Source organism: Parabacteroides sp. AM58-2XD (assembly GCF_003463685.1).
GTDB lineage: Bacteria > Bacteroidota > Bacteroidia > Bacteroidales > Tannerellaceae > Parabacteroides > Parabacteroides segnis.
In genome coordinates this window covers 1-18,761 of sequence record NZ_QSDP01000027.1, presented here as the reverse complement: position 1 = coordinate 18,761, position 18,761 = coordinate 1, and the positions used below count along the sequence as shown (strand labels likewise).

The 18,761-nt window shown below is 41.7% G+C and carries 19 protein-coding genes and 1 pseudogene; 13 read left to right on the top strand and 7 right to left on the bottom strand.

Annotation, left to right across the window (positions count from 1 at the left end):
• Positions 1–27 precede the first annotated feature (27 nt).
• Complete coding sequence (locus DXA15_RS08665; protein WP_128133776.1) at positions 28–1,770, bottom strand: ATP-binding protein; 1,743 nt, start codon at positions 1,768–1,770, stop codon at positions 28–30.
• A gap of 272 nt (positions 1,771–2,042) precedes the next feature.
• Here DXA15_RS08665 and DXA15_RS25480 point away from each other — a divergent pair, with 272 nt between their 5' ends.
• The gene (locus tag DXA15_RS25480) at positions 2,043–2,183 is read left to right on the top strand and encodes a hypothetical protein (RefSeq protein ID WP_167754494.1); all 141 of its coding nucleotides are present in this window, start codon (positions 2,043–2,045) and stop codon (positions 2,181–2,183) included.
• 90 nt (positions 2,184–2,273) lie between these two features.
• On the opposite strand, the gene DXA15_RS08660 is transcribed toward DXA15_RS25480, so the two are convergent.
• The 6 genes from DXA15_RS08660 to DXA15_RS08635 all read right to left on the bottom strand — a co-directional run bounded on the left by DXA15_RS08660 (position 2,274) and on the right by DXA15_RS08635 (position 9,410).
• On the bottom strand, positions 2,274–3,434 hold the full coding sequence (locus DXA15_RS08660; RefSeq protein WP_007657774.1) for a sodium ion-translocating decarboxylase subunit beta: 1,161 nt from the start codon (positions 3,432–3,434) through the stop codon (positions 2,274–2,276).
• A 4-nt stretch (positions 3,435–3,438) separates the two neighbouring features.
• Positions 3,439–3,870 (bottom strand): biotin/lipoyl-containing protein, encoded by a 432-nt coding sequence (locus tag DXA15_RS08655; protein ID WP_010800119.1) that lies wholly within the window; start codon positions 3,868–3,870, stop codon positions 3,439–3,441.
• Between the two features lie 24 nt (positions 3,871–3,894).
• Positions 3,895–4,770 carry an OadG family transporter subunit gene (locus DXA15_RS08650; RefSeq protein WP_010800118.1) on the bottom strand — a complete coding sequence of 292 codons (876 nt, stop codon included), beginning with the start codon at positions 4,768–4,770 and terminating at the stop codon, positions 3,895–3,897.
• A 19-nt stretch (positions 4,771–4,789) separates the two neighbouring features.
• On the bottom strand, positions 4,790–6,343 hold the full coding sequence (locus DXA15_RS08645) for an acyl-CoA carboxylase subunit beta (protein ID WP_007657778.1): 1,554 nt from the start codon (positions 6,341–6,343) through the stop codon (positions 4,790–4,792).
• A gap of 38 nt (positions 6,344–6,381) precedes the next feature.
• Positions 6,382–6,792 (bottom strand): methylmalonyl-CoA epimerase, encoded by a 411-nt coding sequence (gene mce, locus DXA15_RS08640; protein ID WP_128133775.1) that lies wholly within the window; start codon positions 6,790–6,792, stop codon positions 6,382–6,384.
• A 203-nt stretch (positions 6,793–6,995) separates the two neighbouring features.
• On the bottom strand, positions 6,996–9,410 hold the full coding sequence (locus DXA15_RS08635) for a TonB-dependent receptor (RefSeq protein WP_128133774.1): 2,415 nt from the start codon (positions 9,408–9,410) through the stop codon (positions 6,996–6,998).
• 145 nt (positions 9,411–9,555) lie between these two features.
• On the opposite strand from DXA15_RS08635, the pseudogene DXA15_RS08630 reads away from it, so the two are divergent.
• The 12 genes and pseudogenes from DXA15_RS08630 to DXA15_RS08575 all read left to right on the top strand — a co-directional run.
• Positions 9,556–10,109, top strand: a pseudogene (locus tag DXA15_RS08630) (nitroreductase family protein).
• Positions 10,106–10,873 carry a Rossmann-like and DUF2520 domain-containing protein gene (locus tag DXA15_RS08625; RefSeq protein ID WP_128133773.1) on the top strand — a complete coding sequence of 256 codons (768 nt, stop codon included), beginning with the start codon at positions 10,106–10,108 and terminating at the stop codon, positions 10,871–10,873. Before DXA15_RS08630 ends, DXA15_RS08625 begins: the two are co-directional and overlap by 4 nt.
• Positions 10,866–11,387: an HAD family hydrolase gene (locus DXA15_RS08620; RefSeq protein WP_007657803.1), complete on the top strand. Its 522-nt coding sequence runs from the start codon at positions 10,866–10,868 to the stop codon at positions 11,385–11,387. The genes DXA15_RS08625 and DXA15_RS08620 overlap by 8 nt, the downstream gene beginning before the upstream one ends.
• Before the next feature lie 16 nt (positions 11,388–11,403).
• Complete coding sequence (locus DXA15_RS08615; protein WP_128133772.1) at positions 11,404–11,994, top strand: Maf-like protein; 591 nt, start codon at positions 11,404–11,406, stop codon at positions 11,992–11,994.
• 139 nt (positions 11,995–12,133) lie between these two features.
• On the top strand, positions 12,134–12,451 hold the full coding sequence (gene rplU / locus DXA15_RS08610; protein WP_128133771.1) for a 50S ribosomal protein L21: 318 nt from the start codon (positions 12,134–12,136) through the stop codon (positions 12,449–12,451).
• Positions 12,452–12,473: 22 nt separating this feature from the next.
• Complete coding sequence (gene rpmA / locus DXA15_RS08605) at positions 12,474–12,740, top strand: 50S ribosomal protein L27 (protein ID WP_128133770.1); 267 nt, start codon at positions 12,474–12,476, stop codon at positions 12,738–12,740.
• Between the two features lie 96 nt (positions 12,741–12,836).
• On the top strand, positions 12,837–13,250 hold the full coding sequence (locus tag DXA15_RS08600; protein WP_233567018.1) for a DUF3592 domain-containing protein: 414 nt from the start codon (positions 12,837–12,839) through the stop codon (positions 13,248–13,250).
• A 22-nt stretch (positions 13,251–13,272) separates the two neighbouring features.
• Positions 13,273–13,725: a DUF6078 family protein gene (locus DXA15_RS08595; RefSeq protein ID WP_128133769.1), complete on the top strand. Its 453-nt coding sequence runs from the start codon at positions 13,273–13,275 to the stop codon at positions 13,723–13,725.
• 475 nt (positions 13,726–14,200) lie between these two features.
• Positions 14,201–15,346 (top strand): hypothetical protein, encoded by a 1,146-nt coding sequence (locus DXA15_RS08590; RefSeq protein ID WP_128133768.1) that lies wholly within the window; start codon positions 14,201–14,203, stop codon positions 15,344–15,346.
• 90 nt (positions 15,347–15,436) lie between these two features.
• A complete protein-coding gene (locus DXA15_RS08585; RefSeq protein ID WP_147349095.1) occupies positions 15,437–15,991 on the top strand; it encodes a hypothetical protein in 555 nt (184 codons plus the stop codon).
• Positions 15,992–16,047: 56 nt separating this feature from the next.
• Positions 16,048–16,854, top strand: coding sequence for a hypothetical protein (locus DXA15_RS08580; RefSeq protein ID WP_147349094.1), 807 nt, complete (start codon positions 16,048–16,050; stop codon positions 16,852–16,854).
• A gap of 12 nt (positions 16,855–16,866) precedes the next feature.
• Positions 16,867–18,761, top strand: a 1,895-nt coding sequence (locus tag DXA15_RS08575; RefSeq protein WP_147349093.1) for a BACON domain-containing protein, incomplete at its 3' end; no start/stop codon positions are given.

Sequence of the window (18,761 nt, the reverse complement as noted above, 5' to 3'; positions counted from 1 at the left end):
TTGAAAGCTATCATCCGGTGAAGATTGTTAGCTGGAAGCTATTTCTTCGCACTTAATCAAATCCCAACCCCGGAATTGAAGCAGTATCAAATGGAGCGTTGTGTCTTTGGCCAATTGTAAAGCGATTTTGTCTTTACTGTATTGTAATAGTTGGCGGCGTCCTTCTTCTGCTTGCGTTTCGAGTTCGGCATCGGTTGCCGTGCGTGCGGCATATTTTAATTCCAGTATGTAGCTGTGTCCGATATCGGGATACCGTTTTTTGTCGGGTAATAAAAAGAAATCGCAGTAACCGTAATTCATTTCCAGTTCCGGTTCTACCAGGTAATAAGAAGCGAGTGCCAGATATGCCTTCAGGAAACCTTGCAGATTCCTTTCTCCTTCCATAGCATCACGTACGGAAGAATTCTCACGATAGGCGAGGGCGATGGATTCGAAAAACGGTTTCCATTGGCCGTCGTAGGCGAGGTCGTCTATTAAATCTTTCAGGTGAGAAAGGTTTATTGTATGAAACTGTTGATAATAATCGCGCAGGAAACCAAAGTATTGTTCACGTACGCAATTATTGGGGATACACATTTTTAATCGGTTGCCATGTGTGCCACACATCGTGAGCAGACCGTAATAATAAAGCAGGCTTCTGAAATTATCGATATCCGTTACTTTTTCTGCCGGAAAGGAGGTGTGTAGGTCGACCAGTATTTCCCCTTTAGCTGCAATCTCTTCAATAGTGCTCATGCGGCTTCCTTCCTGTGAACAGTCATGGTCGATACGGGCAAGCATTTTGAGTTTGCTGTAATCCGTACGAATGTTTTTATCGACCATATCTTCGGGGGCGCGATGTTTCTGTATCTGATAATTCAGATAATAAAGTGTCATGTCACAATTGAACACCCGGTCGCTATCCAATGCCATTCGTGCGAAACAATAATTATTATACCACGGCTTCATTTCTGTGATCATTGTATCTATGTCTCCTGTCAGCATATCGTTTTGCCGGTAATAATGAAACATTTCACGAACATCTGTTTCATCGAATCCCATCATTGCGTTAAAAGTTTCGTCGGTCGAGATATTCCAGTCGATGTTATAACCGCTCGATAAATCATCCAAAGTGATAGGACTGACCCCCATCAGGAAAATCCGGTCGAACATTCCTTTGAACTGTTTAAAGTATTCCCGGTAGAAACCGCTGGCATGTGTCAGGTCGTGAAACATTTTCTGCCCGTGTTCACTCAGTATGACATTTGTGAAGTTGTCATATTCGTCTACGATAAGATAAAGCGGATACCCTTTTTCTTTTGCTTTTATCTCGATGTACGACAGTTTTGCTTTGGCACTTGCTATATTTTCGATTGTAGCTTTATAATCGGCATCGTAATAGGACGCATATTCATGTGCGAACTGATTGATGATCAGACTGCAATAGTTGTTGAAGCTGGTCATCATATCGGTTCCCGGTTGCGAACAACCGGCTTTTGAGAAATCGAAGTAAAGCACTTGAAAGCGGTTACGCTGGTCAGTCGGGTGGCTGCCGATCCATAAATCGCCGAAATACTTTTCGAAGTTATCCTTTTGCAATATATCATAATATGTACGCATCAAGCTAAGGAACAGACTTTTTCCGAATCGTCTGGGACGGATAAGAAACAAGTAGCTGGGCATCTTTTCGATCAGCGGCAGATACATCGTCTTGTCTACGTAATAAAAGTTTTCGTTTCTCAACCGTTTGAAATCAGATATTCCGTATGGTATTCCTTTTACTTGGCTCATGTTGGATGCTTTTTAAGATATAGAGACAAAGTTAGTTTATTCCGGCAAATAAAACAATGTTTGCGGAAGTATTCCAGCTTTGTGTTTTACAGTCTATTATTATATGAATTGCATATGAGAGTATGCTGCTAAATTATTTGTAATCGGATGAATATTTGTCAACTATGATAGTATGGTAGTAGGTTTCGTATTTTACTCATAGATCTTTTTAAACCAAAGACTTGTTTCTGTTGTTTTATGCTCATATAAAACAGAATCAGAATTACGAAGGTATGAAAAAGAAAAATCTATGGTTGATCATCGGGGTTATTATTGCGATTGTCCTTTTGATGGTATGGTTGTTTGTGGGGACGACATTGGAAGAAGTAACTAATCCGGAAACAGCTCCGATGGAGATTGAGCAGAATGTATAAAAAGTTGACAGTTGATAAGTGACAGTTGACAGATTTAGAAAAGATTCTATTTATCTGTCACTTACCATCTATCAACTGTCACTTGTTTTATTATCCTAAGAATCCTAACAGGATACCGGCTGCTACAGCAGAACCGATTACACCTGCTACGTTCGGCCCCATAGCGTGCATCAACAGATAGTTGCTCGGATCGTATTCCAAACCTACGTTCTGTGAAATACGTGCTGCATCGGGTACGGCAGATACACCGGCGTTACCGATTAATGGGTTGATTTTATTACCTTCCTTCAGGAACAAGTTGAAGAACTTTACGAATAAAACTCCGGCACAAGTTGCGATAACGAACGACAATGCACCCAGACCGAAGATCTTGATAGAGTTCAATGTCAAGAACTGTGTAGCCTGTGTAGAAGCACCTACCGTAATACCTAACAGGATTGTGATCACGTCGATCAGCGGGCCACGGGCAGTTTCTGCCAGACGGCGTGTTACACCGCTTTCTTTTATCAGGTTACCGAAGAACAGCATACCCAACAGGGGCAACCCTGATGGTACGAGGAATGCTGTCAACAACAAACCTACGATCGGGAAAATAATCTTTTCCGTCTGCGAAACGGCTCTTGGCGGTTTCATACGGATCAGACGTTCTTTCTTTGTGGTAAGTAAGCGCATAAACGGTGGCTGGATAATAGGTACCAACGCCATGTATGAGTAGGCGGATACCGCGATCGCACCCATTAGGTTGGGGGCTAGTTTGGATGACAAAAAGATTGCGGTCGGACCATCGGCACCACCGATGATACCGATTGCACCAGCTTGTGCCGGATCGAATCCCATTTGTAAAGCAATGGTATATGCTCCGAAAATACCGAACTGTGCTGCTGCACCGATCAACATCAGTTTGGGGTTAGAGATCAACGCCGAAAAGTCGGTCATGGCTCCGATCCCCAGGAAGATCAACGGAGGATACCATCCCTGTTTTACTCCTTGGTAGAGTATGTTCAATACTGAACCTTCTTCATAAATACCTAACTGAAGACCTGCATCTTTGAACGGAATGTTACCGATCAGGATACCGAAGCCGATAGGGATAAGAAGCATCGGTTCGAATTCATATTTAATAGCCAGGAAAATGAAAATCAGACCTACGAGGAGCATAACAAAATGTCCTGAAGTCGCATTTGCAAATCCTGTGTATGATAGGAATATTTGTATATTCTCCATCAAGAACTGTAAGAAACTTTCTTGCATAGTCTTATCCTATTACTACGAGATCGGCACCTTCCAGTACAGAGTCTCCTTTGTTTACTTTTATCTCGGTAATCTTTCCATCGCGGTCAGCGTTAATGTTGTTTTCCATTTTCATGGCTTCCAGCACTAAGATTTTTTGTCCTCTTTTGACAGTGTCACCAACTTTACAGTCAACACTTAGAATAACACCTGGGAGTGGAGATTTAACTGCGCCGGGAGAAGACGATGTTGCCGGACGTGAAACCACGGGATCTCCGGAAGCTGTTGTCGGAGCCTGCGCTGCACGTTTGATTGTCACCATCTGCTTTTTGGCAGGTTTTTCCATTTTTACCTTATAAGGTGTACCGTTAACTTCTACTTCGGCAATATCATCGACAACCGAGTTAATGTGTACTTTGTATATATTGCCGTTAATAGTATATTTAAAACTTTTCATTCTGAATTTACTTTTAATAGATAATTACTTTCTTCTGGGCTCTTCACGCAAAGAATAGATCTTGGAACTCCATGGTGAATAGTTGCGTTTTACTTTCTGGATAGTAAGAACTGTGTTTTCCACGTCATGGGTATCTTCGCCGAATTCATAAAGAGCGGTGGCAATAGCTGCATATACTTCGCCGGAGACTTCAACAGTTGAAACTTCTCCGGATTTGGCTGCATTGCGTTTGCTGGCGGCAATTGCCCATTTACCGATTTGTTTGAACACCAAAAACAGAATCAACAATCCGAGGAATACAACTGCCATGGCTGTGATTGTCATACCGATACCCAATGAGTCGTTCCGTTGGAAATTTTCCAGTTTTTCGTTCGAGTCCAATGTTATGTTGTTCGTACTGGGAGTGACTTTGGGTAAAACAGCCCATGTGTCGCCGCCATCTAGAGTCAAACCATAGCTTATGTCGGCCTTTTGTCCGGCTGGAATAGTAATTTCATCAATCAAAGTTGTTCCGTCGGAATCGTATAAGGCGATATAATTATCTTTGTCCGGTTCCAATGTGAAGTTCGTGTGGAATGTACCACGTGAAGGCTCATTGTCAGCCCAGAAAAGAATGTGCTGTCGTGGAGGAACTTTGGTCAATACGTCTCCTTTCGGAATCATATACTTTTTAGGATTGTTCTTGTCGTTGGTCAGATAACATCCTCTTAAGTCTACAGTTCCGGCCGAATTGTTAAACAATTCAATCCAGGGATGACGTTTCCCGTAGTCGTCGACAAAATTGTCTTCGTTGACTACCAATACTTCATTTAGTTTCATGGATGTGGTCAACTGTGCTTTTGCTCCAAATACGCAGAGCAAAGCAAACAGTGCCAGAATCCCTATTTTCTTTTTCATCATATTCATGCGGTTTTAAGAATTACAGAGGAAGATTGTCGTGTTTCTTAGCCGGGTTCGACAGCTTCTTGGTCTGCAATTGTTGTAAAGCACGAATGATACGGAAACGGGTATTACGCGGTTCGATCACATCGTCGATATAACCGTATTGAGCTGCGTTGTACGGGTTTGCGAATGCCTTCTTGTATTCTGCTTCTTTTTCGGCTGTTGCTTTTGCAGGATCTTCGGATGCGGCAACTTCTTTTGCGAAGATAACTTCTACAGCACCGCTTGGGCCCATAACTGCGATTTCTGCTGTCGGCCATGCGTAGTTCATATCGCCACGCAGGTGTTTAGAACTCATTACGCAGTAAGCACCACCGTAAGATTTACGCAGTGTAACAGTGATTTTAGGCACAGTTGCTTCGCCGTAAGCGTAAAGCAATTTGGCTCCGTGAAGGATTACACCATTGTATTCTTGGCCTGTTCCCGGAAGGAATCCCGGTACGTCTACCAATGTTACCAAAGGAATGTTGAAAGCATCGCAGAAGCGGACAAAGCGGCCTGCCTTACGGGAAGCGTTGCTGTCCAGACAGCCTGCCATAACTTTCGGCTGGTTAGCTACGATACCAACAGACTGGCCGTTGAAACGTGCGAAACCAACAATAATATTTTTAGCATAATCAGCATGTACTTCCAGGAATTCGTTGTTGTCAACGATTGTGCCGATTACTTCATACATGTCATATGACTGGTTAGCGTTGTCAGGAATGATGTCGTTCAATACATCGTCCAAACGGTCGATCGGGTCTTTGCATTCGATCAGCGGAGTTTCTTCCAGGTTATTCTGCGGAAGGAAGCTGAGCAATTTGCGGATCAGTTGCAGACCTTCTTCTTCTGTGTCGACAGCGAAGTGGGCAACACCCGATTTTGTTGTGTGTACGCTTGCACCACCCAGTTGTTCTTGTGTTACGTCTTCACCGGTAACTGTTTTTACTACTTTCGGACCAGTCAGGAACATGTAGCTGGTACCACGTGTCATGATGTTAAAGTCAGTCAGCGCCGGAGAATAAACTGCGCCACCTGCACACGGACCGAAGATACCTGAAATCTGAGGTACAACACCGGATGCAAGGATATTACGCTGGAAGATTTCAGCATATCCTGCCAGGGCGTTAACGCCTTCCTGGATACGTGCTCCACCTGAGTCGTTCAAGCCGATGACAGGGGCACCCATCTTCATGGCCTGATCCATTACCTTACAAATCTTCATGGCCAGTGATTCTGACAAAGCTCCTCCGAATACGGTGAAGTCCTGTGCGAAGATGTAGACCAGACGGCCGTCGATCGTACCATATCCGGTTACGATACCATCACCCAGGAATTTTGTTTTTTCAATACCGAAGTTAGTACAACGGTGCTGAACGAACATATCAAACTCCTCGAAACTACCTTCGTCAAGCAACATGGCGATACGTTCGCGTGCTGTGTACTTGCCTTTCTTGTGCTGAGATTCGATTCTTTTTTCTCCACCACCTAAACGGGCTTGTTCGCGAAGAGCGATAAGCTCTTTTACTTTTTCAAGTTGGTTACTCATTGTATTTCTGATTTGTTGTTAGAAATGAAGTGTTTTTGTTATTTTTTACCCGGCATGCAAAGTTCTGTCAATACGCTGCATGTTGATTTCGGGTGAAGGAATGCAATGTTCAGACCTTCTGCACCACCGCGGGGAGCTTTGTCGATCAGTTTAACACCTTTTGATTCAGCTTCGTCCAATGCTGCCTGTACATCAGGTACAGCAAATGCGATATGGTGAATACCTTCGCCTTTCTTTTCTATGAATTTGGCGATAGTACTGTCTTCGCTGGTCGGTTCAAGTAATTCGATTTTTGTTTGGCCTACTTTAAAGAACGCAGTCTTTACTTTCTGGTCAGCAACTTCTTCGATGTTGTAGCATTTCATGCCTAAAACTTCTTCATAATATGGCAGACAAGCTTCGATGCTTTTTACTGCAATACCCAGATGTTCAATATGTGTAATTTCCATGTCAATAAGAATTTAATAATTGATAAATGCTTTTTGCTTTTGATGCAAAGGTACATTCTTTTTGAAGAATCAAGAAATATTTCATTAATTATTAAATGTAATAATGTGTCAATTTGCCAATAAAATAATGCGCCAATCGGAAAAACGACCGAGACGGTAGCTATTCCATTGGCGCATTGATAGGTTATAAGATTGACCGTTGTCTAAAAATCGACTATCAGTCGTGCATTGAGTTGTCGGCCTGTCAGGTAATTCGGTACAGCATATTGCTGGTTGTCGATGTTGGTGATCCAGTAATACGAACTGACATTTTTTATATCGAACAGGTTAAATACGTCCACTCCGATCCAGATGTTTTTCAGGTGACGGAAAAAGCCGCGGTCCATGATCGCATCGGTTCCTCCGGCCAGCTGGTAAGAGAAGCCGAGGTCGACACGTTTGTAGGCCGGCGTGCGGAAAGTACTCTTCACATCTTCGTATTTTGTGCGCGGTGCAATAAAAGGAAGTCCACCGGAGAGGACGCCTTTCAGATTGAGTTTTACACGCTTGTATCCGGGGAAATAATCCTGAAAGAATAATGATACGTTATATCCCTGGCTGTTGGGCATGGGAACGGTTACCATGTCGCGGATTGTTTGCTCTGCTTTCATAAACGAGAAACTGATCCATGAGTCGGTTCCGGGTACAAATTCACCGAAGAATTTAACATCGATACCCATTGCATGGCCTTTGGCACAGTTCTCTCCGTAGTACCGGATCTTTACGTTGTCGACGGTGTAAGGAATCAGGTCGTCCAGTTTCTTGTAATAGAGGTCGGCGCTGACTTTAAAGTTGCGGTCGGCTGCCCGGAACGTATAATCGCCACCGAGAATGAAATGGATGGAACGTTGCGATTTGATATCTTTGTTCAGTTCAATAATATCATTGCCTGCGGCATCCTGCACGGTAGTTCGTAATTCTTTATAGAACGGTGACTGGTAATAGATACCTGTCGCTGCACGGAAGGTCAGATTCTGATCGAAATTAGGGATAAAACCTAAAGAAACACGCGGGCTGAAAATGAATTCTTTGTTATAACTCCAGTAACTTCCGCGGATACCGCCGATGAGTGTGAACATACCTTGCTTGGTACGGAACTTGAAAACGTCCTGCAAATATCCCGATACCCGAGTAGTCGACAAATCATTGTCCGAATAAAGATTGGAGATCACGTTTACCCCGTTCCCCGTTTGAGGAAGTGAATAACCTGCCGAGTCGCGTTTTTCCCATTCGCTGATGCGGTCGTTTATCTTTTCCATCTGTACGGTAGTTCCCCATTTCAGCGTGTTGTTTTTGATCTTGCTGCTGCCGTAATGTCCCACATTCATGATGGTTGAACTTAAACGGTTGCGGGCATGCTCATGGTAGCGAGCTATTTCAAGGGCATTCTGGTTATTGTCGTTTTCTGTTGTAGCATCGCTCAGCCAGTATTCACCGGTGATGTCGTAGGTTTCTATTTCCTTGCTGGAGAAAGCGGATGCCTGAAGGCCTAGTTCTGTTTTCTCGTTCGGATTGTGTTTCAAGGTCAGTGCGCCGAAGATTGTCTGGAACTTATCCCGCTCGCGGCTGTTGGGGAAATAAACTTCAAACCGTTGGGCGTTTTCTACCGTACCGAAGTTTGTCTCCCGTTTATGCGGAGTGAATTTGAATGTGTTGGACGCCAGGTTTCCCAGAAAGTTTACTTCCCATTTCGGAGCTAACTGATAAGTCATGTATGATTGCAGATCGACGAAATCCGGTTGATATTCGGCGTCTGTATCCATTGTTTTTAGTAGCGAACGTCCTGTCTTATAACGAACACCGGTTATTTGTGTGAACTTGCCGATGGAACTGCCTACATAAGCGTTTGCCCCCAGTAAACTGGCGGAGGCCGATCCTTCAAATAACTTGGGTTTTTTATAGGTGATGTCAAGAACAGAACTCATTTTATCTCCGTACCGTGCTTCAAATCCTCCGGCTGCGAAGTTGACCGCTTCGGTCAGGTCGGGATTGATAAAGCTCAGACCTTCCTGCTGGCCGGAACGGATCAGTAACGGACGGAATACTTCCAGGCCGTTTACATATACTATGTTCTCATCGTAACTACCGCCGCGAACCGAATACTGGGAACTTAATTCGTTGCTGGATGAAACTCCGGCAAAAGTGACCACGAGGCTTTCAATGCTTCCGCCGGCAGGGTCGGGGAGGAGCTTGACACGGTCGGCGTCCAGTGTTTGTAATGTTCCGGTTTGTTTGCGGATGGCTGTTGCCATTACTTCCCCAAGTTCAATACTGGTGTAGTTCATCTGTACATTCAGCCGCATGTCCTGTTGCAGGCTAGGTAGAATACGTTCTGCCTTGTTATATCCCAGGCAAGAAAAAATAACCGCTACGGAATCGCCCGGCGACGTGGTGATCGAATAGTAACCCTTTTCATTGGTCATTGCCCCGTTCAGCGTATTCTTTATCTGAACAAGCACAAGTTCGAGCGGACTACCGTCGGCATCCCGAACATATCCCGTGATTTTAACATGCTTTTGTCCAAAAGCGCTGATTGAAACTAATATAAATAGCAGTGCAGCTATCGCACGAATCTTCATAATTAATAATGTTATAGCTTTACTAACGCGAAAAATGAAGGAAGCGTATATTCAGCGTGTAAAAAATCTTTATCTTTGTCCTGTTCAGAAATATCTTCCTCACAGAATGAAGATGATTAATTAACAGCTACAAAATAAGATAAAAATGGAGAGTTTTGCAACACTGATAAAGAATAGAAGAAGCACGCGTAAGTTTACCGACCAGTTGCTTTCACCTGAACAAGTCGAAATGATTTTAAAGGCTGCATTGATGGCACCCGCTTCCAAGCGTAAAAATCCTTGGCAGTTCGTTGTGGTGGAAGATAAGGAAATGTTGAAAAAACTGGCTGGTTGTAAGCCGGCCGGAGCTTCGTTTCTTGAAAGTTGTGCACTGGCTGTTGTGGTAATGGCGAATGTAATGGATAGTGATGTCTGGGTAGAAGACGCCTCGATCGCTTCTATCTATATGCAACTTCAGGCGGAAGATCTGGGGCTGGGCAGCTGTTGGTGTCAGATACGTAACCGGCAGACGGAAGATGATGCGGATGCCAATGTGTATGTCCGTAACCTGCTGGATATTCCTTATCAGCTGGAGGTGCTCTCGATTATCGGTTTCGGTTATAAGGACCAGGAACGCAAACCGTTTGATGAAGCTCATTTGCAATGGGAAAAGATTCACCTGGCACTTATAAAATGCCGGAAGAAAATAAGGAAGCATGAAAATAGTTTTTATCGGAGCCGGAAATCTGGCGACACGTTTGTCGCTCGCCATGCAACGGGTTGGTATGCAGATTGGTCAGGTGTACAGCCATACAGAGGCGAGTGCCCGTCAGTTGGCAACACGACTGGGGTGTCCGTGGACGAATGATTTATCCGCTTTGCAGGAAGATGGCGATCTGTATGTCTTTTCATTGAAGGATACTGTCTTATCGGATGTAATATCGAAGGTCAAACCGAATAACGGTATGTGGGTCCATACGGCAGGAAGTATGCCGATGAGCGTATTTGAAGGATATGCCCAACGTTTCGGAGTTCTTTATCCTTTGCAGACATTCAGTAAGGGGAGGAATGTGAATTTTGATGTGATTCCCATTTTTCTGGAAGCAAACACGGATAAGAATGCGGATTATCTGAAGAATATAGCCAGCGCCCTTTCTGAGAATGTTCGTTTCATGTCTTCGGAAAAACGCCGGAGTTTGCATCTGGCGGCTGTCTTTGCCTGTAATTTTACCAATCATATTTATACATTATCTTATAAGTTACTGGAAAACGAATCCATTCCGGCAGATGTCCTTTTGCCGCTTATTGATGAGACAGTATCGAAAATACATTCCATGCCGCCGGCTGTGGCTCAGACCGGGCCGGCAATCCGGTATGATGAAAATGTGATCAATAAACACCTGGCTATGCTGGACGATCCGGATATGCAAGCGATCTACCGGCTTCTCAGCCAAAGTATACATAAGGAGGCCCAAAATGAGTAGTATCAATTATGACCTGACAAAGATAAAAGCATTTGTGTTTGACGTAGACGGCGTGCTGTCGTGTGATGTGGTATCACTTCATCCCAACGGCGATCCGATGCGTACAGTCAACATCAAAGACGGTTATGCCTTGCAACTGGCTGTAAAGAAAGGTTACCAGGTCGGGATTATTACCGGTGGCTATACGGAGGCTGTGCAAATCCGTTTTTCCCGCTTGGGTATCGAACATATATATATGCGGAGTGCCGTAAAGATACACGATTTCAATGATTTCCTGCAAAAGACGGGATTGACACCTGAAGAAGTGATGTATGCCGGAGACGATATCCCCGACTATGATGTGATGAAGCGGGTAGGCTTGCCGGTTGCTCCGGCGGATGCAGCCCCGGAAATCAAGCAAATAGCGAAATATATATCCTTATGCAAAGGGGGCGAGGGTGTTGCCCGTGATGTGATAGAACAAACAATGAAAGCACAAGGCCATTGGATGAGCGCAGAAGCGTTCGGATGGTAATAAACAATGAAGAATTATGCTAGCTAACCTACAACATTACCGAATCGTGCTGGGATCTAACTCACCCCGGCGAAAAGAATTATTGGCCGGACTTGACCTCAAATTCGAGGTTGAAGTAATTCCCGGCATCGACGAATCATATCCTGATGACTTGATGGCAGACGAGATACCTGCTTATATCGCCCGTAAAAAGGCAGAAGCGTATCTGGAAAAAATGACGGATAACGAATTGCTCATTACGGCTGACACGATTGTTGTCACTTATGGGCAACCGGATCGTATCCTGGGCAAACCGGTCGACCGTGAGGAAGCAATCGAGATGCTTTGCCACCTGTCGGGCCATGTACATGAAGTCATCACCGGCGTTTGCCTGACAACAAAACAGAAAACGGTTTCTTTTTCTGTTTCTTCGGCAGTCGCCTTTTCCAAATTGGAAAAGGATGACATTATATATTATGTAGATAAATACCGTCCTTATGATAAAGCCGGCAGTTACGGGATACAGGAATGGATCGGTTACGTCGGGGTAGAAGCTATCAACGGCTCATTCTATAATGTAATGGGGTTGCCGGTGCAACGGCTGTATCAGGAATTGAAAAAGTTTTAAATAAAAAAATTACGACAATTCTTGCATAATATATTCGGAAACAGTACTTTTGCAGTCTGAAATTCCGCAGAGGGTAAACAAGTGATATGGAATATGTATCCACCCCCGGGACATAACCTGTTTAAATATAAAAAGACAGATGTACGTAATCGTAGAAATTAACGGACAACAGTTCAAAGCTGAAGAAGGTAAGAAATTGTTCGTTCATCACATTCAAAACGCAGAAAGCGGTGCTGTTGTTGAGTTTGACAAAGTATTGTTGGTTGACAACAATGGTGATGTAAAAGTAGGTGTTCCTACAGTAGAAGGCGCAAAGGTAGTATGTGAAGTACTGTCTCCGCTGGTAAAAGGTGATAAAGTGCTGATCTTCCACAAGAAGAGAAGAAAAGGTTATCGTAAACTGAACGGTCACCGTCAGCAGTTCACTGAAGTGAGTATTAAAGAAATTGTTGCTTAACGTTTAAAGGAGAAAAGAAGAAATGGCACATAAGAAAGGTGTGGGTAGTTCTAAGAACGGCCGTGAATCACAAAGTAAAAGATTAGGTGTTAAGCTTTTTGGTGGTGAAGTTGCTAAAGCTGGTAACATTTTGGTTCGCCAGAGAGGTACAGTTCATCATCCGGGTGAAAACGTTGGTATCGGTAAAGATCATACGTTGTACGCTTTGAAAGATGGTGTTGTTACTTTCCGTAGAGGTAAAGAAAACCGTTCTTTCGTTTCTATTAAAGAGATTGTAGCAGAAGCATAATCGTTTTTGTTCAATAAAGAATAGGGAAAGCGGAATGTCTGAAAAGATGTTCCGCTTTTTGTATTTGGGAGATTTTGTTTTGAATACAGTAGTGAGATGGGAAAGGAAATCAAATATTTAGTAATGGCTATTTTGTTGATAGGCATGGCATTACTGTTGGGAGGAGGATACGGACTATACTCTATCCGGCAGGCTGAAAAGGAGTATGAATCGACGGTCGGTATTGTTAAGCGTGTGGATTATAAAAGGGTGCACAGGCACCGGAAAGTGTTGACCAAATGTGAGATATTGTTGAGATATGATACTCATCGGTATGGTGAGTTGAGTGTTTTGAAAGAACCTATTCTTCCTTTGTGGGGGAAGGGAGATGAAGTCCGGATCCTTTATCATCCGGAACGGCCCCGGGAGGTCCGGTTTCCGGTTTGTGAGAAATGGCTGTGGAGTATTCTGCTTGTGGGCGGGGGCGTTTGTGTAGGTGGCGGATTGGCTTTGAGAAGTAAAAATGTGTAAGAACTATTTTAAATATAGCAATATGTACGACGATAAATATAACTTTTGTGAAAACGCACCCGGTGATTTCAGTTTTTGTCTGAACGCAGACTGTGCTTCGGCTGGCGAATGCCTTAGAGGATTGGCTGCCCGCGACCTGACAGAGAAGATGGTTGTTGTGTCTGTTATAAATCCGCTGTTGGTTGATTCCATGGGTGCTTCGTCTTGCCGTTTCTTTCGCAAGGCGGAGAAGGTGCGAGTGGCTTACGGATTCAAACGAGCATTGGCGAAAGTGGAGTCAGGGAAAGTTCGCATGGTACGTTCCTTTATGTGCGGCATAGTGTGTCAGCGCGACTATTATTATCTGTTGCGTGGGGATAAGCCTCTCTATCCGCATATGCAGAAGAAAGTCATTGAGATCTTGATACGATGTGGACTGGAAGAGCCTATTGAGTTCGATCGTTACGAATGGCATTATGAATGGAATAAACTGTAATCTGTTTTGCATCCAACTGCTTATACAATTGCATTCGGTAGTGCAAACTATTGCATTCAGTGGTGCAAATGTTTGCATTAACTAATGCAAATCCTTGCATTCTATTGTGCAAAGACGTCAAGATAGTATGGAAAAACTGAAAAGAAGCCGGAAAGGGAAGTGGATGGTTCCGGTTTTATGATGGTTGTTTTTTATTATTGTGATAAATTTAAATATAGTCTGGAGGAAAATTCCTAATTTTGCAAAGGATTAGAGTAGATCTATCCAATGATAAAATAGCAAAGATATTGTAAGAGACATTTCCTTTTATTCCGGTCTGTGAAATCTGGTAAATTTTGTGACTACAGGATAAGGCTAATGGTTCTTATGTTATTTACGTGGGCTGTTGCTTATTAATGTAGTCAGGGCTTACCAGAGCCTCACAGACATAGTAGCAACAGTGCCACGTTTTTTCTTTGATAACATTAAATAAATTATGATAAACGACCAACTGTTTCTGAAAAGAGAAATATTACAGAAAGAAGAGGAAAGACACCGGTTGACGTATCTTGGTGTCATTGATAATTTCGAGAAGGCTGTTGACACTATGTTGTTTCAATATAATGAGTCTTGCTTTACGAAAACCGGTTTCTTGGATTATTTTTATACTAAAGTTGTTGGATATTCCAATTTTATAGCTACACAGAAAACTTCAAACATCAAGCTAAAGATGCATTTGTTTTATTTCTCCAATATGTATTTAAAACGTAAGAAAGATAAAATGCAGGCACTATTGGACAAAGAACTGGCATATAATAAAATATCTATCGGTTATTTTTTTCCGTTGGATGTATTTGAAGAATATTATGCACTATTTTGTTCATGTTCCCGAATATTCAATACTCCGACATTTGTCAATGAGTTTTTTCAAGAATATATTGATAACCAATATCCTCTATCCATTCAACAATATTTGCAGTACCTGAGAAAAAATATATCTTCTTTTTGGAGTGTCACTTGTTCTTATGTAAAAGAAATCATCGAAATAGCAGCTCGGCATCTTCTGTTTGTTTCGTTGCCCAAAGAACAAACCGATTTGATCAAAGATGCGGCTTGGAGCGACACATATGAGATTTTGCAAAACAAATTGCAGACAGACAATACTCTTTTCTTCAAAAGCGGAACTGATTTTAGAAATTATGTTGTCCAAATATGCAATTACCGCCTACAAAATCAACGACTTAAATATACGTCTAAAGAAGAATCGATAGAGCTTTATCCTTATTTGGAATTAGAAGAAGACGAGCAATCGGATAATCTCGAAAGTTCATGGCTGGACATAGACATTCACAATTCCTATGAAGTCGCTTACGCAATATCAATCATACTATTGAATTCAGAACATCCTCTTTATAAAAAACTAACGCAAGGAATAGAAGATAAAGTGGATATTTTATTACGAAAAGTTATAGAAGGGCAAAGTTATAACCACATAGTAGAAGCCAAGTATAATCTTCTTCCTGGGTCTTCTAATTTTGTCAAGACAGTAACGAAAACAAGAAAAGAATACGAACGGGTCAGGAAAACATTACAAGAACGTTTTATTAACATAAAAAAAGAACAAGAAAAATGTCACATTTGATTTCAGGATCAGATAATAGAGAAAAAACATATCATGGATAACCAAAATATATGCAACAAAATGCAAGTAGAACGGTACCTCTTGAACCAAATGGAGCAAGAAGAAGAAACACATTTTCAAGAGCATCTGACACAATGTGAATCATGTCGGGATTATCTGACTAAAATTCGGGTTGTAGCAACAATTGTAGAAGAAAACGATTTACAGGATATACCGGATTCTACTTCCAGAAGGAAGAAAATACAAATGTGGCGCTGGTCATCAGTTGCAGCTTGTATTTTATTTGTGATCAGTATTTCTGCTTTTTGGCATACAAGACAACAGAAAACAGATGAAGTATTATATCCGACTTCCATCGAATATCGGAATCGTGCATCCGGTAATCATGCCTTTGTCAAATTATTATATCCTGACCAAGATTCGATTTGTATACCCTTTTGCCAACCGGTCTTGTTCAAATGGGATTCTCCATGCATGTATCAATTAAAAGCACAATACAAAGATACTATCTTGTTAGATGTCAAAGGAAATGGATTGGAATATTCTTTATCTACCGAGGCATTTGCTTTTTATCCATATATAACCTGGGATCTGAAAGTTGACGAACAATCTTATTCCGGACAAATCATTTTTTCTAACAATTAAAAAGAATCATGAAGCGCTTTATCTTTATTCTACTATCTAATTTGTTTTTTCTATCTGTGATAAATGCACAACAGGTAACGAATCTTACGGCTACAGCTAACAATGACACAATTCAAGTTAGTTGTACGTTAGAAACTGATGTTCTCTGCTCTTTGCAATTGCAATATTCCGAAAACAACGGGCTTACCTGGAATGATTGCAAGACCATACAGGGGGATATCTCCGACCAGGCAAGCGGAGAAAAAAACATTTATTGGAACTGTTTGAAAGATAATGTGCTAATGGGAAATTTCATTTTCAAAATCATTCTTCATACAACTTCGATTTCGACAGTTCCTCAAAAGGAGAAAGAACCTCTTGAAAACGCTGTACCTAAACCAACACAACAGGTGGAAAAGCAACAATCCGCAGGTCATTTTATGATCCTGCCAGGATGTTCTTTTGGTAATACATTATCTTATTCATTTATGGCCGGATATATGAAAAAATGGGGTGGCTATGTCAAGATTAAGTCTTCGTTTGGAAGCAAAGATAAAAATGCAACAAAAGGAGATGTGGAAGATGCCTTCTTTAACGGCAATTCGAAAAAAGGACGCTTTTCCGTATATGCCGGAACGGTTGGGCAACTTCATCCAAACATTTGTATGTATGCCGGAATTGGATATGGTAACAAATGGTTGCAATGGGAAACGGTCAATAGCGAACAGATTGAAATCGCAAGTGGAACGTATTCCGGTATCGATCCGGAAATAGGAGTATTGTTTAAAATAAAAATGTTCACTCTGGGTGGCGGATTTAACTGCCTGATTGGACAAGGACATAAAAACGGAGAAGGAAATATTTCAGTAGGTGTCATATTTTAAAAGTTCAACAAGATGAAACAGATTCTATACATATTCAGTGTACTATTTTTATTGGGTTGTGAAAAAGAACTTCAACCGGTACAAATAGCAGTCTCAACCGGTGACGCAACTAATATTACGACTAATAGTGCTTCCATCCAAGTCGGTATGGATAAAAATGATCTTATTAATGAAATAGGTGTTTTTTGCAGTACAGATTCTTTATTCAATTCCAATACGGTAAACAAAAGTTCCACTCAAACAATTACTGGAACTCATTTTAATTTCCAGTTATCTAACTTATCTGATGGGACCAAATACTTTTATAAAGCTTACGCATCCGGAAAATCGAACAGTATTTATGGGATAACGAAGTCATTTACGACCGAGCAACTACAATTATCAACTTCTATCAATAATATCGAAGCAGGTGATCTGGAAAATACATACAGTGTAAAGATTAACAGTAACACAGATTGGCATGCATCCTCCAACCAAAATTGGTGTGAAGTTTCCCCAAACACAGGGACGACCAATAGCACTATCAATATTCTGTTGAAAGCAAACACAACAACATCCGCAAGACAAGCTATAGTAACCGTTACTGCCGGAAACAAAGAACAGAAAATAACAATCAATCAAAAAGGTTGTCATGAAAACTTAGCGGTTTCTTCCAATTATTTCTCGGTCAGCCCGGAAAATAAATCTTATAATTTCGTCATTTATACGAATTTGTCATGGGAGGCATCTTCCGACCAATCTTGGTGTGTTTTATCTTCTTCATCTGGAAATGGTGAAAATACTCTATCTTTCACTGTTTCGGAAAATACAACCGGCTTGGAAAGAAAAGCGGTCGTAAAAGTCAAATCCGGCTCCTTGACCCAAGAAATTACGATCATCCAACAGAGCAAGTCTGCAACATTGTCTGTTTCAACAAATATTTTTTCTGTCAATGCAGATAGAAACACCTACAATTTCTCAATCACAAGCAATCTCGATTGGACTATCACTTCCGATCAGTCTTGGTGTACCCCTTCCATTGCAGCTGGTTCTAATAATCAAACTGTTTCTTTTGTGGTTTCAGAAAATACATCTACACAAGAAAGGATGGCTATGATTTCAGTAAAAGCCGGAACACTGCTTCAACAAATAACAGTGACACAAACAGGAACCAATCAAACATTGGCTGTTTCTAAAAATTCTTTTCTTTTTGGTTCAGAAATAGGGCAAGGAGAATTTACTATTAGCAGTAATACCAATTGGAACATCTCGTCTGACAAATCCTGGTGCAGTGTTGCTACCACATCAGGTTCCAACAATAAAACGGTCTCATTTTCAATTACAGAAAATACATCGACACAAAGACGAACTGCTATTATCACTATAAATACGAGTTCATCCTCTATCCAAATTGTAGTGACTCAGGAAGGAAAAACCGAAGTGCTTCCTAATCTATCCGTTTCTCCGGGATCTATATCGGTGACAGCAAGCGAACAGACATCAAGCTTTGATATCACAAGCAACTCAAATTGGACAATAGCCTCCAATCAAACTTGGTGTACACCTTCGGTTACATCTGGAAATGGAGATAAAACGATTACTTGTTCTGTTTCTGCCAATACATCGTCACAATCAAGAACGGCGACTGTGACAATTACGACTGGTAATCTATCAAGGACGGTTACAGTTTTGCAAGAGGGGAAAGATGTTGTGATTGTAAATATACCGGATGCTAATTTTAAAGCGTGTTTAGTTGAGAATTTCGATTACGATAAAGATGGTGAAATATCAGAAAAAGAAGCAAGTAGTACAGGTGTTATACATTGTGAAAATAAAAATATTTATTCTTTAGAAGGCATTCAGTATTTTACATCTTTGGCATTATTATATTGTGAAGGTAATAATTTATCAGAAATTAACATAAGTAA

What these genes read in the sequence shown, in the direction of transcription:
- DXA15_RS08595 (WP_128133769.1), top strand. Translation starts at nt 13,273, where the DNA reads ATGTACGACGATAAATATAACTTTTGTGAAAACGCACCCGGTGATTTC.
- rplU (WP_128133771.1), top strand. Translation starts at nt 12,134, where the DNA reads ATGTACGTAATCGTAGAAATTAACGGACAACAGTTCAAAGCTGAAGAA.
- DXA15_RS08590 (WP_128133768.1), top strand. Translation starts at nt 14,201, where the DNA reads ATGATAAACGACCAACTGTTTCTGAAAAGAGAAATATTACAGAAAGAA.
- DXA15_RS08635 (WP_128133774.1), bottom strand. Translation starts at nt 9,410, where the DNA reads ATGAAGATTCGTGCGATAGCTGCACTGCTATTTATATTAGTTTCAATC.
- DXA15_RS08620 (WP_007657803.1), top strand. Translation starts at nt 10,866, where the DNA reads ATGAGTAGTATCAATTATGACCTGACAAAGATAAAAGCATTTGTGTTT.
- mce (WP_128133775.1), bottom strand. Translation starts at nt 6,792, where the DNA reads ATGGAAATTACACATATTGAACATCTGGGTATTGCAGTAAAAAGCATC.
- DXA15_RS25480 (WP_167754494.1), top strand. Translation starts at nt 2,043, where the DNA reads ATGAAAAAGAAAAATCTATGGTTGATCATCGGGGTTATTATTGCGATT.
- DXA15_RS08625 (WP_128133773.1), top strand. Translation starts at nt 10,106, where the DNA reads ATGAAAATAGTTTTTATCGGAGCCGGAAATCTGGCGACACGTTTGTCG.
- DXA15_RS08585 (WP_147349095.1), top strand. Translation starts at nt 15,437, where the DNA reads ATGGAGCAAGAAGAAGAAACACATTTTCAAGAGCATCTGACACAATGT.
- DXA15_RS08600 (WP_233567018.1), top strand. Translation starts at nt 12,837, where the DNA reads ATGGGAAAGGAAATCAAATATTTAGTAATGGCTATTTTGTTGATAGGC.
- DXA15_RS08645 (WP_007657778.1), bottom strand. Translation starts at nt 6,343, where the DNA reads ATGAGTAACCAACTTGAAAAAGTAAAAGAGCTTATCGCTCTTCGCGAA.
- DXA15_RS08615 (WP_128133772.1), top strand. Translation starts at nt 11,404, where the DNA reads ATGCTAGCTAACCTACAACATTACCGAATCGTGCTGGGATCTAACTCA.
- rpmA (WP_128133770.1), top strand. Translation starts at nt 12,474, where the DNA reads ATGGCACATAAGAAAGGTGTGGGTAGTTCTAAGAACGGCCGTGAATCA.
- DXA15_RS08650 (WP_010800118.1), bottom strand. Translation starts at nt 4,770, where the DNA reads ATGATGAAAAAGAAAATAGGGATTCTGGCACTGTTTGCTTTGCTCTGC.
- DXA15_RS08655 (WP_010800119.1), bottom strand. Translation starts at nt 3,870, where the DNA reads ATGAAAAGTTTTAAATATACTATTAACGGCAATATATACAAAGTACAC.
- DXA15_RS08660 (WP_007657774.1), bottom strand. Translation starts at nt 3,434, where the DNA reads ATGCAAGAAAGTTTCTTACAGTTCTTGATGGAGAATATACAAATATTC.
- DXA15_RS08665 (WP_128133776.1), bottom strand. Translation starts at nt 1,770, where the DNA reads ATGAGCCAAGTAAAAGGAATACCATACGGAATATCTGATTTCAAACGG.